This is a genomic window from Serratia sp. JKS296 (assembly GCF_900215445.1).
Lineage (GTDB): Bacteria > Pseudomonadota > Gammaproteobacteria > Enterobacterales > Enterobacteriaceae > Serratia > Serratia marcescens.
In genome coordinates, this window is the sequence record NZ_OCMX01000001.1 from 2,121,624 (window position 1) to 2,136,514 (window position 14,891).

Annotated in this window: 14 protein-coding genes; 8 read left to right on the forward strand and 6 right to left on the reverse strand. The window is 58.3% G+C overall.

What is annotated here, in order from left to right; translation table 11 throughout:
• Window positions 1-30 precede the first annotated feature (30 nt).
• From rimJ to murJ, 4 genes are all read left to right on the forward strand, one after another.
• Window positions 31-615 carry a ribosomal protein S5-alanine N-acetyltransferase gene (gene rimJ / locus CRO23_RS10060; RefSeq protein ID WP_028127485.1) on the forward strand — a complete coding sequence of 195 codons (585 nt, stop codon included), beginning with the start codon at window positions 31-33 and terminating at the stop codon, window positions 613-615.
• Between the two features lie 9 nt (window positions 616-624).
• A complete protein-coding gene (locus tag CRO23_RS10065) occupies window positions 625-1,272 on the forward strand; it encodes a YceH family protein (RefSeq protein ID WP_049190758.1) in 648 nt (215 codons plus the stop codon).
• Window positions 1,265-2,185 (forward strand): Gfo/Idh/MocA family protein, encoded by a 921-nt coding sequence (locus CRO23_RS10070; protein WP_097101884.1) that lies wholly within the window; start codon window positions 1,265-1,267, stop codon window positions 2,183-2,185. Before CRO23_RS10065 ends, CRO23_RS10070 begins: the two co-directional genes overlap by 8 nt.
• A 106-nt stretch (window positions 2,186-2,291) precedes the next feature.
• Window positions 2,292-3,827, forward strand: a complete 1,536-nt coding sequence (murJ, locus tag CRO23_RS10075) for a murein biosynthesis integral membrane protein MurJ (RefSeq protein ID WP_033640094.1) — start codon at window positions 2,292-2,294, stop codon at window positions 3,825-3,827.
• A gap of 62 nt (window positions 3,828-3,889) precedes the next feature.
• Here murJ and argS read toward each other — a convergent pair whose 3' ends face one another.
• Entirely contained in the window at window positions 3,890-5,620 is a 1,731-nt protein-coding gene (gene argS / locus CRO23_RS10080; protein ID WP_016927425.1) for an arginine--tRNA ligase, read from the reverse strand.
• Window positions 5,621-6,447: 827 nt separating this feature from the next.
• Between argS and CRO23_RS10085 the strand changes: the two genes are divergently transcribed.
• Window positions 6,448-7,014: a VOC family protein gene (locus CRO23_RS10085; RefSeq protein WP_016927427.1), complete on the forward strand. Its 567-nt coding sequence runs from the start codon at window positions 6,448-6,450 to the stop codon at window positions 7,012-7,014.
• On the opposite strand, the gene CRO23_RS10090 is transcribed toward CRO23_RS10085, so the two are convergent.
• Window positions 7,011-8,159, reverse strand: coding sequence for a MalY/PatB family protein (locus tag CRO23_RS10090; protein WP_016927428.1), 1,149 nt, complete (start codon window positions 8,157-8,159; stop codon window positions 7,011-7,013). The two genes, CRO23_RS10085 and CRO23_RS10090, sit on opposite strands and share 4 nt — an antisense overlap.
• Window positions 8,160-8,260: 101 nt before the next feature.
• Between CRO23_RS10090 and cutC the strand changes: the two genes are divergently transcribed.
• From cutC to CRO23_RS10105, 3 genes are all read left to right on the forward strand, one after another.
• Window positions 8,261-9,019, forward strand: coding sequence for a copper homeostasis protein CutC (cutC, locus tag CRO23_RS10095; RefSeq protein WP_004932400.1), 759 nt, complete (start codon window positions 8,261-8,263; stop codon window positions 9,017-9,019).
• A gap of 429 nt (window positions 9,020-9,448) precedes the next feature.
• A complete protein-coding gene (locus tag CRO23_RS10100) occupies window positions 9,449-9,853 on the forward strand; it encodes a hypothetical protein (RefSeq protein WP_028127482.1) in 405 nt (134 codons plus the stop codon).
• Window positions 9,850-11,694 carry an FKBP-type peptidyl-prolyl cis-trans isomerase N-terminal domain-containing protein gene (locus CRO23_RS10105; protein ID WP_255253502.1) on the forward strand — a complete coding sequence of 615 codons (1,845 nt, stop codon included), beginning with the start codon at window positions 9,850-9,852 and terminating at the stop codon, window positions 11,692-11,694. Before CRO23_RS10100 ends, CRO23_RS10105 begins: the two co-directional genes overlap by 4 nt.
• Window positions 11,695-11,731: 37 nt before the next feature.
• Here CRO23_RS10105 and cmoB read toward each other — a convergent pair whose 3' ends face one another.
• The 4 genes from cmoB to CRO23_RS10125 all read right to left on the reverse strand — a co-directional run bounded on the left by cmoB (window position 11,732) and on the right by CRO23_RS10125 (window position 14,859).
• Window positions 11,732-12,703: a tRNA 5-methoxyuridine(34)/uridine 5-oxyacetic acid(34) synthase CmoB gene (gene cmoB, locus CRO23_RS10110; RefSeq protein ID WP_097101888.1), complete on the reverse strand. Its 972-nt coding sequence runs from the start codon at window positions 12,701-12,703 to the stop codon at window positions 11,732-11,734.
• Window positions 12,700-13,443, reverse strand: a complete 744-nt coding sequence (gene cmoA, locus CRO23_RS10115) for a carboxy-S-adenosyl-L-methionine synthase CmoA (protein WP_016927432.1) — start codon at window positions 13,441-13,443, stop codon at window positions 12,700-12,702. The genes cmoB and cmoA overlap by 4 nt, the downstream gene beginning before the upstream one ends.
• Before the next feature lie 102 nt (window positions 13,444-13,545).
• Entirely contained in the window at window positions 13,546-13,941 is a 396-nt protein-coding gene (locus tag CRO23_RS10120; RefSeq protein WP_004932387.1) for an MAPEG family protein, read from the reverse strand.
• A gap of 102 nt (window positions 13,942-14,043) precedes the next feature.
• Window positions 14,044-14,859 carry a DUF72 domain-containing protein gene (locus CRO23_RS10125; protein ID WP_028127480.1) on the reverse strand — a complete coding sequence of 272 codons (816 nt, stop codon included), beginning with the start codon at window positions 14,857-14,859 and terminating at the stop codon, window positions 14,044-14,046.
• Between the last annotated feature and the right edge of the window lie 32 nt (window positions 14,860-14,891).

A 14,891-nucleotide genomic window follows, 5' to 3' on the forward strand; every position in this document is an offset into this window, starting at 1 on the left:
TATCGAACCGTTTTGACTGCGGGGGAAATGATGTTCGGCTACCGCTCTGCATCGCCAAAAGTACGTCTTACTACCGACCGGATGGTGGTCCGTTTAGTGCATGAACGGGACGCCTATCGTCTGGCGGATTATTATGCCGAGAACCGAGCCTTTCTCAAACCCTGGGAGCCGGTGCGCGACGAAAGCCACTGTTATCCTTCCGGCTGGCAGGCGCGTCTGGGCATGATCGCTGAAATGCAAAAGCAGGGCAGCGCCTACTATTTTATCCTGCTCGATCCGCAAGAGCAGGAAGTTCGCGGCGTGGCGAACTTCAGCAACGTGCTGCGCGGTTCGTTTCACGCCTGTTTCCTCGGTTATTCGCTGGGGGAGAAATGGCAGGGACAGGGGCTGATGTTCGAAGCCTTGCAGTCCGCCATCCGCTATATGCTGCGCCAACAGCGCATGCACCGCATCATGGCCAACTATATGCCGCACAACCAGCGCAGCGGCGCATTGCTGACGCGTCTGGGATTCGAACGCGAAGGTTACGCCAAGGATTACCTGCTGATCGACGGCCAGTGGCAAGACCACGTTTTGACGGCATACACCAATAAAGAGTGGCTCCCCCCACGTTGAGGCCAAACGATGAAATATGAATTGAACGCCAGAGAGGCTCGGGTTATCGGCTGCCTGTTGGAAAAACAGGTCACGACCCCGGATCAATACCCGCTTTCGCTGAATGCCATTACGCTGGCATGTAACCAAAAAACCAACCGTGAACCGGTGATGGATCTGAGCGAAAGCGAAGTGCAGCAGCTCCTCGATCTGTTGCTGCGCAAACATTTCCTGCGCACCCTCAGCGGGTTCGGCAACCGGGTAGTGAAGTACGAACAGCGGTTTTGCAACTCCGAGTTCGGCCAACTGAAACTTTCGCCCGCCGAACTGGCGGTGATCGCCACCTTACTGCTGCGCGGCGCGCAAACGCCCGGAGAGCTGCGCACCCGTACCAATCGGATGCACGAGTTCAGCGATGTCAGCGAGGTCGAACAGGTGTTGCAACAGCTGGCCACGCGAGAAGATGGCCCGTTCGTGGTGCGCCTGGCGCGTGAGCCGGGCAAGCGCGAAAGCCGATTCATGCATCTGTTCAGCGGCCAGATTGATGAAGCGCCGCCCGCGGCGTTCGAATCCGAGGACGACGGCGAACTGAGCGCCAGGGTTAGCGCATTGGAAAGCGAAGTGGCGGAACTGAAACGGCAGTTGCAACACCTGTTGGTGAGGGATGCGAATGACTAAATTGCGTGTAGGCGTGGTGGGATTGGGCAGTATCGCGCAGAAGGCTTACCTGCCAATCCTCGGTCAGGCGGCGGATTGGACTCTGGTGGGCGGTTTTTCGCCCAATCAGCAAAAAGCGAAGCCGCTGTGCGACAGCTACCGCATGGCCTGTTTCTCTCGGTTGGACAGCCTGGCCGAACAGTGCGACGCGGTCTTTGTTCACAGCAGCACCGCCAGCCATTTTTCGGTCATTGGCGAGCTGCTGAACCGCGGCGTGCACGTTTACGTCGATAAACCGCTGGCGGAGACGCTGGAGCAGGGCGAGCAGTTGCTTGAGTTGGCCGAGCGGCGGGGCAAAACGCTGATGGTGGGGTTCAACCGCCGTTTCGCACCGCTTTACCGGCAGCTCAAGCAGCAAATGAATCAGCCGGCCTCCATTCGCATGGATAAACATCGGGCGGACAGCGTCGGCCCGCACGATCTGCGTTTTACCCTATTGGATGATTACCTGCACGTGGTGGACACGGCGCTGTGGCTGGCGGGCGGAGGCGAGCAACTGCTGAGCGGCAGCGTGCGCGCCAACGCCGCAGGCGAAATGCTGTACGCCGAGCACCACTTCGCCTGCGGCGACACGCAGGTGACGACCAGTATGCATCGCCGCGGCGGCAGCCAGCGCGAAAGCGTGCAGGCGGTGACCGACGGCGCGCTGTATCAGTTGACCGATATGCGCCACTGGCTGCGTGAAGATGCGCAGGGCGAGTTGGAACAACCGGTGCCGGGCTGGCAAAGTACGCTGGTGCAACGCGGCTTCGACGGTGCGGTGCGGCATTTCCTTGATGCCGTCGCCAATCAGAGCGCGCCGGAAACCGGCGGCGAACAGGCGCTGCTTGCCCAGCGGGTGGTCGAGCGTTTGCTACGGGATAACTCTATGTAACATATGGCGGTAGCTATTCTTTTCCGGATGCGTAAACTGAGCCGATTGTTTCACTGACGCCTGCTGTTGCAGGCGTTGATATTTACGGTACCTATCAGACAACCACATGAACCTACTCAAATCCTTGGCTGCCGTCAGCTCGATGACGATGTTTTCGCGGGTGTTGGGCTTTGCCCGCGATGCGATCGTCGCGCGGGTGTTCGGGGCCGGCATGGCAACGGACGCCTTCTTCGTGGCGTTCAAACTCCCGAATCTGTTACGCCGTATCTTTGCCGAAGGCGCGTTTTCGCAGGCCTTCGTGCCGATCTTGGCCGAATACAAGAGCCAGCAGGGTGAAGAAGCGACGCGCACCTTTATCGCCTATGTCTCCGGGCTGCTGACGCTGGTACTGGCGGTGGTGACGGTACTGGGGATGTTGGCCGCGCCCTGGGTTATCTATCTCACCGCGCCGGGCTTTACCGATACGCCCGACAAGTTTGCCCTGACGTCGGCGCTGCTGCGCATCACGTTCCCCTATATTCTGTTGATCTCGCTGGCGTCGCTGGTGGGGGCGATCCTCAATACCTGGAACCGCTTCTCGATCCCGGCCTTTGCGCCAACGCTGCTTAACGTCAGCATGATTGGCTTCGCGCTGTTCGCCGCGCCGTATTTCCACCCGCCGGTGCTGGCGCTGGCCTGGGCGGTGGTAGTGGGCGGCGTGCTGCAACTGGGCTACCAGCTGCCGCACCTGCGCAAGATCGGCATGCTGGTGCTGCCGCGCCTCAAATTGGGCGATGCCGGAGTCTGGCGGGTAATGCGTCAGATGGGGCCGGCGATCCTTGGGGTGTCGGTCAGCCAAATCTCGCTGATCATCAACACTATCTTCGCATCGTTCCTGGTATCCGGCTCGGTGTCCTGGATGTACTATGCCGACCGCCTGATGGAATTTCCTTCCGGCGTGTTGGGTGTGGCATTAGGCACCATCCTGCTGCCGTCGCTGGCCAAAAGTTTCTCAAGCGGCAACCACGACGAGTATTCGCGCCTGATGGATTGGGGGCTGCGCCTGTGTTTCCTGCTGGCGCTGCCGAGCGCCATCGCGCTGGGCATATTGGCCAAACCGTTGACCGTCTCGCTGTTCCAGTACGGCAAGTTCAGCGCCTTTGACGCGGCGATGACGCAGCGCGCGCTGGTGGCTTATTCGGTGGGGCTGATGGGGCTGATCGTGGTTAAAGTGCTGGCGCCGGGCTTCTATTCGCGGCAGGACATCAAAACGCCGGTCAAGATCGCTATCATCACGCTGATCATGACGCAGGTGATGAACCTGGCGTTTATTGGTCCGCTGAAGCATGCCGGCCTGGCGCTGTCGATCGGCTTGGCGGCTTGCCTGAACGCCTCGCTGCTGTATTGGCAGCTGCGCAAGCAGAAGATTTTCCAGCCACAGCCGGGTTGGGCGCTGTTCCTCACTAAGCTGGTGATCGCCGTGCTGGCGATGTCGGCGGTGCTGATTGGCGTGATGTGGCTGATGCCGGCTTGGGATCAGGGCAATATGCTGGAACGTTTGCTGCGTTTGGCTGCGGTGGTGGTGGCCGGTGTGGTGGCCTACTTTGGCGTGTTGGCCGGGTTGGGCTTCCGCCCGCGTGATTTTGCACGCCGCGTCGCCTGAGCCGAATGCAAGAACAAAAAAAGGTCGCCTTGGCGACCTTTTTACTTTCCGCGCGGTGCGGCTTACATGCGTTCGACGGTTTCGATGCCCAGCGTATCCAGCCCGGTTTTCAGCGTTTTAGAGGTCAGCAGCGCCAGCTTCAGGCGGCTCTGACGGGTTTCTTCGCTGTCGGCGTTCAGGATCTGGCAGTGCTCGTAGAAGCTGGAGAACAAGCCGGCCAGATCATACAGGTAGCTGCACATGACGTGAGGCGTGCCTTCACGTGCAACGGTGGTGAGCACCTCTTCGAACTGCAGCAAGCGGGTAGCCAGCGCAATTTCACGCTCTTCGGTCAGCGTCAGCGGCAGTGTCAGGCTGCTTTCGTCGATCCCGGCGCGCTTGAATACCGATGCCACACGGGTATAGGCGTATTGCATATAAGGCGCGGTATTGCCCTCGAAGGCCAGCATGTTGTCCCAGTCGAAGACATAGTCGGTGGTGCGGCTTTTCGACAGATCGGCGTATTTCACCGCGCCGATGCCGACCACGCGGGCCACGGTCTTCATTTCATCTTGCGGCATGTCCGGGTTTTTGCCGGCGATCAGCTGTTCGGCGCGTTCGATGGCTTCATCCAGCAGATCGGAGAGCTTCACCGTGCCGCCCGAGCGGGTTTTGAACGGCTTGCCGTCTTTGCCCAGCATCATGCCGAACATGTGGTGCTCCAGCGAGACGGACTCCGGCACGTAACCGGCCTTGCGCACGATGGTCCAGGCCTGCATCAGGTGCTGATGCTGGCGGGAGTCGATGTAATACAGAACGCGGTTGGCGCCCAGAGTTTCGTAGCGATACTTGGCGCAGGCGATATCGGTGGTGGTGTAGAGGTAGCCGCCATCCTTTTTCTGGATGATGACGCCCATCGGGTCGCCGTCCTTGTTCTGGTATTCGTCGAGGAACACCACGGTGGCGCCTTCGCTTTCCACCGCCAGCCCTTTGGCTTTCAGATCGGCGACGATGCCCGGCAGCATCGCGTTATACAGGCTTTCGCCCATCACGTCGTCTTCGGTCAGCGTGACGTTCAGGCGGTTATAGGTCAGCTGGTTTTGCGCCATGGTGATGTCGACCAGCTTGCGCCACATTTTCAGGCAGTACTGATCGCCGCCCTGCAGCTTCACGACGTAAGCGCGCGCGCGCTCGGCGAACTCGGCGTCTTCGTCGTAGTGTTTCTTGGCTTCGCGATAGAACTGTTCCAAATCGGACAGGCCCATATCGCTGGCGTTTTCGTTCTGCATTTTTTCCAGGTAGGCAATCAACATGCCGAACTGAGTGCCCCAGTCGCCGACATGGTTGGCGCGAATCACTTTATGGCCCAAAAACTCCTGGGTACGCGCCGCGGCGTCGCCGATGATGGTGGAGCGCAGGTGGCCGACGTGCATCTCTTTCGCCACGTTCGGCGCGGAATAGTCGATAACGATGGTTTGCGGTTCAACCGGCGCAATGCCCAGCTTCGGTGCGTTCAGCACCTGATCGGCCTGGCGGGCGACCCAATCGCTGTTCAGGAAAATGTTGATAAAGCCGGGACCGGCGATTTCCACTTTACCGGCGACGTCGCCGAGATCCAGCAGTTGCACCACTTTTTCCGCCAGCTGACGGGGCGGCATGCCCAGCTTTTTGGCGACTGACATCACGCCGTTGGCCTGGTAATCGCCAAACTGCGCCTTGGCGGAAGGGCGGACCTGCGCTTCGCAATCGGCTGGCGCGCCAGCGGCGATCAGCGCCTGGCTGACTTTATCTGAAAGAAGAACCTGAATATTCACCGGGTTACCTTAATGACGAACGAGGGGCTGAAGCCAGCCCCTGCGGGATTCAACGGTGGCGGGCGCGATGGGCGACCGCCACAAAACAGCCTGTAATTGTAACCGATCTGACGAAGCCCGTCAGCAGTTGGCGCGGCCGCTGCGATGAAACAGTTGTCGGGTGCGGCGCGTTGATTGCCGAAGGTGAAAGCAGAATGACCTGAACAGAATGTACGAAGGGGAGAGTTGCGAAGCTAGCGTTTTTTATTGCGGCGACCGGCATCCAGCGTGTTGACGCTGCGTGATTTGAAATGACGGTAGATGGCGTATACGGCGATAATTATCAACACCAAGGATATCGTCAGCAATAACATAATGATCATCTCGAATTTAAATTTCCTCCAAAGTAGCGGAGTTGTCTTGGTGAATCAATTGTCTGGGGGTAAATTAAGATAATCCTTAGCTTCCCATCAATTAATGGGGTTTATTTTCTTTTTTTACAATAGGTTGTGCTTATGGTTTTATGTGACTTCGATAAGTGAATCAGGTTTGATTAAACCAGACTATTCAATCGACTTGACCAATGGAGTGCAGAGGGTTTTGTGCAAAATAACTTAAATCATAACGTCATGAAGAGAAGGTATAATGGCTTGCGAAAAATCTTATTTTTTATTTTTCTGTTGCTTTAATAAGCTGTCATCTTAATAAGAAACTGGTTTTTATTCTCCCCGTCCGCAACCAAAAATCATTCTGAACCGCCGCCGAAAAACGTCGCCACGGTGGCGAGCGCTGCCGCCACCGTGTAAATTACGGCGTTTAACTTTGCGCTCCGTTGTTTTGAGGTTTCTATGACCACTCCCTTGCAGACCGTTGCCGAGCTTGACGATCTGACGCTCGATTTGCCGCGTTTCGAGCAGGCGCTGTATCAATTTGCCGCCAAATTGCGGCTTGATCTGGCCGCGTTCACCGCCGATCACATCTCCCTGCGCTGTCACCAGAATGCCACCGCTGAACGTTGGCGCCAGGGGCTGATGCAGTGCGGGACACTGCTATCCGAATCGATGATCAACGGGCGGCCTATCTGTCTGTTCGATTTGTCTCAGCCGCTGGCCGTAGGGCCGTGGCGGATAGACTGCATCGAGCTGCCGTATCCTGGGGAGAAGCGCTATCCGCACGAAGGCTGGGAACACGTCGAATTAGTGCTCAGTGGCGATCCTCAGACGCTGTACGCTCGGGCGTTGAGCCACCTTGCCGATGAGGCATTGTTGGCGCCGGGGATCAAGCTGAAGCAAAGCTCGCCAAAAGGCGAGGGCGAGCGGCTACCGAACCCGACGCTGGCCATCACCGACGGAACGGTCACGATCAAGTTTCATCCGTATTCCATTCGAGACATCGTCGCCAGCGAACAAGGTTAGCCAGGCAGCGCCGCACAGGCTCGCGCCATGCGATCGAGCGCTTCATCGAGCAGGGCCCATCGGCAACCAAAGTTAAGCCGCACAAAGCGCCGATCGCCGAAATCCAAACCGGCGCTTAATCCAACGCCCGCGCGCTCGAAGAACTGATGCGGATTGTCCACCGGCAACGCGCCGCAGTCGATCCAGGCCAAATAGGTGGCTTCAATCGGCAACAACTTCAATCCCGGCATGGCGTTGATGCGTTCTGTCACCCGATCGCGATTGGCGCGCAGATAAATCAACTGCTCGTCCAGCCAGGGTTGCCCGTATTGATAGGCCGCCTGGGCGGCGACCAGCGCCAGCAGATTGACCTCCGGCACGATGCCGCTGCGCGCGCGTTTCAGCTTTTGTCGCAGCGCCTCATTAGGGACGATCGCCATCGAGGCGCCGAGCCCGGCGAGATTAAACGTCTTTGACGGTGACATCAGCGTCACGCTGCGTTGGGCCGCGTCTTCATTCAGGGTGGCGAAGGGGATATGGCGCGCGCCGGGCTCAAGCAGCAGTTCGCAGTGAATTTCATCCGAACAGACGATTAAATCGTGTTCGCGAGCGAACCGGTGGTGCTGCAACAGCTCCTCTCGGCGATACACGGTGCCACCGGGGTTCTGCGGGTTGCACAGCAACAGGAGTTTTTCGTTGCCGTTGAGCCGATCATGCATCGAGGAAAAATCCAGCCCCCAACGCTGGTTGACCGCTGTTAGCGATACCGAAAGGTGTTTACGCCCGGCGAATTTGGCCGCTTTGCGAAACGGCGGATAAATGAGCGAGGGGGCCAGCGTGCTCTGATGTTCTTCGGTGCAGGCTCGCACGCACAGGTTCAGGCCGCACACCAGGCCAGGCAGGAAAATGATCCATTCAGGCTTGATGTGCCAATCGTAGCGCTCTACCATGCGGCGGGTAAAAACCTCAATAAGATCAGGGGATGGGTGGGTGTAGCCGAATACGCCGTGTGCTACGCGGCGCTGCAAGGCTTCGATCACCGCCGGCGGTGAGGTGAAATCGCTGTCGGCGACCCAAAGCGGGATGATGTCGCTGCCGCGATATTTATCCCACTTAACGCTGTCACTGTGACTGCGGTCTACCCATTGATCAAAATTGAATGCCATAGTGATAACCCTGAGCCGGTTTATGCCTATGCATGAGCCTACGTGAGAAATGAAGAAATGAACAATTGCCGCCGTATGTTGGCCGTTATCTGGGGGTGACAATGATAAAACTGGAAGTTTGTTGCTTTAGCGTCGACTGTGCGCTGACGGCCGAACGGGCGGGCGCCGATCGCATCGAGTTGTGCGCCAGCCAGAGCGAAGGGGGATTGACGCCGAGTTATGGCACGCTGCGTCTGGCGCGTGAGCGGGTTTCGATCCCGGTGCATCCGATCGTTCGCCCGCGCGGTGGCGATTTCTGTTACGGCGCGGTGGATTTCGAAGTGATCAAACAAGACATCCGCCAAATTCGCGAGATGGGGTTCCCCGGTGTGGTGGTTGGCATGCTGGACGACGAAGGGCACATCGATCTGCCGCGCATGCGCGAAGTGATGAGGCTGTGCGAAGGCATGGCGGTGACGTTCCATCGCGCGTTCGATATGTGCCAGAATCCGATGGTGGCGCTGGAGCAACTGACCGAGCTGGGTGTGGCGCGCATTCTGACCTCCGGCCAGCAGCAGAGCGCCGAACTTGGCCTGCCGTTGCTGCGCGATTTGCGCCAGGCCAGCCAAGGCCCGGTGATCATGGCGGGGGCCGGTGTGCGCCTCAGCAATCTGCATAAGTTTGTCGATATCGGCCTGCATGAACTGCACAGCTCTTCCGGCCATCTGGTGCCGTCGACCATGCGTTATCGCAAGGCGGGCGTCACCATGTGCTCCGATAACGAGTTTGACGAATTTAGCCATTATTGCGTGGATGGCGAAATGGTGGAGGCGATGAAAAACGCGCTGGCCTTGGTTGATCCTCTGGCGCAAAGCGCATAAACACGCAGTTAGCCGCGTTTGACAACCGGTTTCCGGGCCGTAAGACCCCTTTGCGTGTCACTGAGTCCTCGGCGATCACGCAAGTACCAGGCCCCGGCGTTTTGCCGGGGCTTTTTTTATGTTTTGTAAAGACCATTAGCCGTTTCAACGCGGTATCTCGGTCGACCAACCCCCCATCTCTTCTTGCGATCGTCATGCCCTGCTGATAAGTTTGTGAATTAAAATCCTTTAAATATCACAATATTAAATGATTTTTTGATATGCATTGATGCAGTGAATTATTGGCGCCATGCCTCTCAATGCTGCGTCTGCATTTTCATGTCCGAACACGGCTTGGCTGATGGCCGAAACATCACAGCATCAATGAGGAGAGCCGTCAGCTCGACTGCAGAGCGCGTTGGCGGCGGACTTAACAAGGAGATAATGATAATGACCCGAACGGCACACTGTTGGACCGCTGCGCTTTTACTGACGTTGGCCCTGACCGGCTGCCAGACCGCCAAGCGGCCCGTTTCTACATTGAGTAAGCCGCCCAGCGCAGAAGAAGTTGCGGAGCAGGATAAGCGGCAGCGTGAGGCCGAGCGCATGCAGCAGTGCCAACGCGAACTGGATGCCATGCGCGGCATGGATAACGAGAAATATCAGAAATTCAAACGCGAGTTCGATACCTTGATGAGCGGTGCGGCGCAGTATGCCGGCGTGCGCCAGCGGATCAATACGGGCACGCAGGAAACCGTCGATGCGCTGTATCGTTATCGCACCAGCCGTCTCTGCGCAGACATCAGTTCTGCCATGATGACCGGTCTGGCTGAGCGCGGAGAACGCGCCCAATGATCCCTCGTGCGAGAAAGGCACTGCTGAGCCTGATGATATCGCTGGCGCTTGCGCCAACGCTGGCCGTGGCGGATGACGATGTGCCTGCATTATTGCAGTTTGCCGAGCGCTACCAGCAACAGGATGCACCGGCGGCTGACGTCGCGGTTACCCCGCCCCGGGAAATCCAAAAGCCGGCGTCCCGGCCGGTTCAACTTCGTGAAACGGCTGCGCAGAGAAAGCAACTGACGCAGTTGCAAAAGGCGCTGCGTGAGAAAGAGACTCGATTGGAACAACAGCAAGCCGCTATTCAATCACTGCAGCAGGAGCTGACCGCGCTGCGCGTTGCGTCATCCCTGACGGTTGCCGATAAACCGGCACCGGCTCCCGATCTGAGCGCGTTGAGCGACTTCGCCAGCGGCGTGCGACAGGCGCTGAACCTGACGCCGCAGGAGCGCAAGGCTCAGGCGCAGATCGCCGAGGCGCAAGCCGCGTTAGCGCGGCAAAAGCAACAAACCGCGGAGCGAGATCGGCGCATTGCCTTGCTGGAACAACGGCTGGCGGCCTTGCCCAAACAGGCGGAAAACGTTCGGCAGCAGGTTTGGGAGGAGAAGCTGGCGGCGGCGCAAACCGCCAATGATAAAGCGCGTCAGCGTTATGAGCAGGACAAAAAAGCGGCCGCCGCTGAGCTGGAACGACAAAAGGTCGAGGCCGCCAAGTTGACGGATGAACTGCAGCGGCAGCTGGCGCAGCTGCAGAAAGAACAGGGCGTCCAACGACAGCAGGAGGGGCAACAAGAGAAAAGCCTGAAGACGGCGCTGGAACAACAAAAAGCCGAAGCCGCCAAGGCGGTGGGCGAGCTTCAACAGCGGCTGGCGCAGCTGCAGAAAGAGCGTGATGACCAACGTCGGCAGGCCGAGCAACAAGAGAAAAGCCTGCAGGCGTCGTTGGCAAAGCAGGCGATAGAAGCCGCCAAAGCGACGGAGGAACTGCAGCGGCAGTTGGCGCAACTGCAGGAAAAAAACAAAGCGCAAACCGAGCAGGCCAAAATGCTGGAACAACGTCTGGCGGCGGTGACGGCGGAAAGCGCGCAGGTAGCGCAGAAGAGGGATGAAGCGACGCAACGGGCGGATAAAACGGCAGCGGAGCTGGCTGCCGCCCATCAGGCTCAGCAAGCTTTGCAAGACGAACTGAGCGGGCTGAGATCGCGGGCCAAATGGTTGCCGGAAGTGAAAACGCTGAAGAAAAAACCGGAGCAACAGAGCTATGCTGCCGGCGTCGCCTTGGGGCGCGATATCCAAACGATGCTGGCTGAGCGTAAAAATTGGGGCATCACACCCGATAAAACCATGTTGCTGGCCGGCGTGATCGATACCTTCAACGGCCATTACCAGTTGAGCGATGCGCAGCTGACCCGCGCGCTGGCGGAGTCGGAAAAAGCGGTGAGTGACGCCAGAAACCAGGCGGCGAAGACGCAGACCAGCAAGGGTGAGGCGTTCGTTGCCGAGTTCAAAAAGAAGAAGGGCACGCAGAAATCGCCTTCCGGCTTCTGGTATCGCATCGATTATACGGGTGATGAAACCATTGCGGAAAACGCGCGGGTAGACATCGTGGTGAAAGAGAGCTTAACCGACGGCAGCGTGATTCAGGATATGGATCGCAGTGGAAAGGTGATGTCTCAGCCGCTCTCCGCCTATCCGCCGTTGTTCCGCGAGGCGATCGGTCATCTGAAAAATCACGGTTCGCTGACGATGGTGGTGCCGCCGGCGTTGGCGTACGGTGAAACGGGCTATGCGCCGCAGATCCCGCCGAACGCGACGATGGTCTATGAGTTGCGGATTGTCGATGCCAGCAACGGGTAACTGGGGGCCGGCGCAGGCCGGCCCGATTAAGCGAGCGCTAGGGTTTTTTTGCAGTCAGCACGGCGCGCAGGGGCGCCGGATAGCCTTCCACCGTTTTGCTGCGATCGTTCGGATCGAGGAATTCGGCCAGTGATTCGCTGGTCATCCAGTCGGTGCGGCGCTGCTCTTCGAGACTGGTGACGCACATATCGGCAATCTTCACGTCGACGAAACCGCACTTCTCCAGCCAGCATTTCAGCGCCTCGGCGGAAGGAATGAAATACACGTTGCGCATCTGCGCATAACGATCGCCCGGCACCAGCACCTGGTGGCGATCGCCTTCCACCACCAGCGTTTCCAGCACCAGTTCGCCTTCAGCTACCAGCTGATTTTTCAGTTGATACAGATGATCGAGCGGCGAGCGGCGGTGATACAGCACCCCCATTGAGAACACGGTGTCGAACGCCGCCAAATCCGGCAATTGCTCGATGCCGAGCGGCAGCAGGTGGGCGCGCTGATCGCCGCCCAACAGCTTGCGCACCGCTTCGAACTGGCACAGGAACAGTTGCATCGGATCGATGCCTACGGCGAGATGTGCGCCGGCGCCGATCATGCGCCACAGGTGATAGCCGCTGCCGCAGCCGACATCGAGAATGGTGCGTCCGGCCAGCGGAGAAATGTGCGGCAGCACGCGATCCCATTTCCAGTCGGAATGCCATTCGGTATCGATATCGATGCCATACAGCGAGAACGGCCCTTTACGCCACGGCATCAGGGTGCGCAGCATTTTCTCGACGCCTTCAAGCTGGCCCGGCGACAGGCCGGGCTCCATCTCAGCGCGCACGCCGTGCAGCAGATCGAGACGGGTGGGGGTCAGCATCGGCAAATGTTCCACCGAGTTGAACCACTGCTTGAATTTGCCGTGCAGCGATTCGCGTTGCCAGGCGCTCAGCTGTGCGGGCAGCGTATCCAGCCAGTGGCTGAGAGGGCTCTTGGCAATGCGCTGATAGAAATCACCGAATTCGATCATTGCGCATCCCCCGCTTTCAGGGCGATCAGTGAACCGAAGTTGAAGCACTGGAACCACACCTCAGCATGCTCGAATCCGGCCTGTTGCAGACGCGCTTTGTGCGCTTCCACTGAATCGGTCAGCATCACGTTTTCCAGCATGCTGCGTTTTTGGCTGATCTCCAGCTCGCTGTATCCGTTGGCGCGTTTGAAATCGTGGTGCATGTTGAACAGCAGCTCGCCGACTTCGGCGTCTTCAAAGCTGAATTTTTCCGACAACACCAGCGCACCGCCCGGGCGCAGGCCACGATAGATTTTCTCCAGCAGGCGCAGGCGATCGGCCGGTTCGAGGAACTGCAGCGTAAAGTTCAGCACCACCATCGAGGCGTTCTCGATGTCGATGTCGCGAATGTCGGCTTCGATGACGTCAACCGGCGTGTCGGCGCGGAAGGCGTCAATATGGCGGCGGCAACGTTCCACCATCGCCGGCGAATTGTCGACGGCGATGATAGTGCAGCCGGGCACCTTGATATTTCGCCGCATTGACAGCGTCGCTGCGCCCAGTGAGCAGCCCAAGTCATACACCCGGCTGTCGGGTTGCACAAAGCGTTCGGCCAGCATGCCGATCATCGAGATGATGTTGGAATAGCCGGGAACCGAGCGTTGGATCATGTCGGGGAACACTTCGGCGACGCGTTCGTCGAAGGTCCAGTCGCCCAATTTGGCGATGGGAGCGGAGAAAAGGGTATCGCGGTTTGGCATAGCGGCAAATCAGTTCAGAATTCGAAGCTGCGTAGTCTAACAGAAAAGCGCAAAAAAGCGGAGCGGAAGCAGGCGGCACGGCCGCCTGATGATAAAACGGGATCAGTGCAGGCTGAAAATCAGATCCCAAGGCAGATAGAAGATATTTGCCAGAACCATCAACAACAAAGAGATATAGGTCGCGGCCATGCCGGAACGGCGCCAGCGAACCTCACGGTTGCGTAAACCGTAGTAATGCACCAGCCGCCCGGCCATCAGCATCAGGCCGCAGAGGTGAATCATCCAGATTTCCGCACCGTTCATTTCCATGATCACCAGCAATACGGCAGCGATAGGAATGTATTCAACGGCGTTGCCATGCACGCGTATGGCGGTCTGCAATTCGTAGAAACCGCCGTCGCCGTAGGCTACGCGGTACTGCATCCTTAATCTGACTACGTCATAAGAGAGTTTGATCAACAACAATGCGCCGAGCACCACATAAAGCGCGCTTACCATTTTTAACTCCGTTCCCTAACCAAAACTGGCAGTCAGCATCATAGCCGTCATTGTATTCACTGTCGCGGGGAAATATTTGATGTTATTGGTCAGATTAATAGGTCAAAACAGTGCATCTTGTTCTGGCCAGTCTGGCGGCGCAGGCAAATCAGGGATCGCCAGGCGCAACTGCTGCCAAATTTTTTGCGCCTGCTGGGGCGAATCGCCGTTGTCCGGCGTATGAATAAACAGATAGGGCTGATGCTGTTGCTGCCACTGCGGCAGTTTTTGCTGCCAGGCTTCGAACCAGCGCAGGTTATCGGCCAACTGGTCACCGCCGATAAAGCGCACCAACGGTTGGTCGGCGGTGACCAGCGCGTGTACCGGCAGCTTCGGTTTTTTCTGCTGGGCATCGCGTACGGCAGCGGTGTTGGGGGCGGCGTGATGCACCGGGCGGCTGTCGAGGATCACCCGATTGATGCCGCGCTGGTGCAACCCCTGATTCAACGCGCGCTCTTCCTCGCCCTTGGCGAAAAACGACGGATGACGCACTTCTACGCCGTAGGTGAATTCCTGCGGCAGGCTTTCGAAGAACTGCCACATGCGCGGCAGCTCATCGGGGCCGAAGGCGGCGGGCAGCTGCAGCCACAACTGGCCGATGCGCTGATGCACCGGGCTCAGACAGTGGTAAAACGCCTGCAGCTCGGCGGCGCAGTTGCGCAGGGCGGCCTTGTGGCTGATGTCCGACGGGAATTTGAAGCAGAAGCGAAAATCGTCGCCGGTCATGTCGCGCCAGCGCTGCACGATGTCCAGTTTCGGCAGCGCGTAGAAGGTGGTGTTGCCTTCCACGCAGTTGAAGTAGCGGCTGTAATCCGCCAAATCACGCAGCCCGATACGGTTCCAGGCTGCATGTTGCCACTGCGGCAGTCCGATGTAGATCACGGCGTCGTCTTCCTTTACTTGTGCTTGGT

Excerpts from the sequence above, each read along its gene's own strand:
- CRO23_RS10090 (WP_016927428.1), bottom strand. The coding sequence starts at position 8,159 with ATGGCATTCAATTTTGATCAATGGGTAGACCGCAGTCACAGTGACAGC.
- murJ (WP_033640094.1), top strand. The coding sequence starts at position 2,292 with ATGAACCTACTCAAATCCTTGGCTGCCGTCAGCTCGATGACGATGTTT.
- cmoA (WP_016927432.1), bottom strand. The coding sequence starts at position 13,443 with ATGCCAAACCGCGATACCCTTTTCTCCGCTCCCATCGCCAAATTGGGC.
- CRO23_RS10120 (WP_004932387.1), bottom strand. The coding sequence starts at position 13,941 with ATGGTAAGCGCGCTTTATGTGGTGCTCGGCGCATTGTTGTTGATCAAA.
- CRO23_RS10100 (WP_028127482.1), top strand. The coding sequence starts at position 9,449 with ATGACCCGAACGGCACACTGTTGGACCGCTGCGCTTTTACTGACGTTG.
- rimJ (WP_028127485.1), top strand. The coding sequence starts at position 31 with ATGTTCGGCTACCGCTCTGCATCGCCAAAAGTACGTCTTACTACCGAC.
- CRO23_RS10105 (WP_255253502.1), top strand. The coding sequence starts at position 9,850 with ATGATCCCTCGTGCGAGAAAGGCACTGCTGAGCCTGATGATATCGCTG.
- cutC (WP_004932400.1), top strand. The coding sequence starts at position 8,261 with ATGATAAAACTGGAAGTTTGTTGCTTTAGCGTCGACTGTGCGCTGACG.
- cmoB (WP_097101888.1), bottom strand. The coding sequence starts at position 12,703 with ATGATCGAATTCGGTGATTTCTATCAGCGCATTGCCAAGAGCCCTCTC.
- CRO23_RS10085 (WP_016927427.1), top strand. The coding sequence starts at position 6,448 with ATGACCACTCCCTTGCAGACCGTTGCCGAGCTTGACGATCTGACGCTC.
- CRO23_RS10070 (WP_097101884.1), top strand. The coding sequence starts at position 1,265 with ATGACTAAATTGCGTGTAGGCGTGGTGGGATTGGGCAGTATCGCGCAG.
- CRO23_RS10065 (WP_049190758.1), top strand. The coding sequence starts at position 625 with ATGAAATATGAATTGAACGCCAGAGAGGCTCGGGTTATCGGCTGCCTG.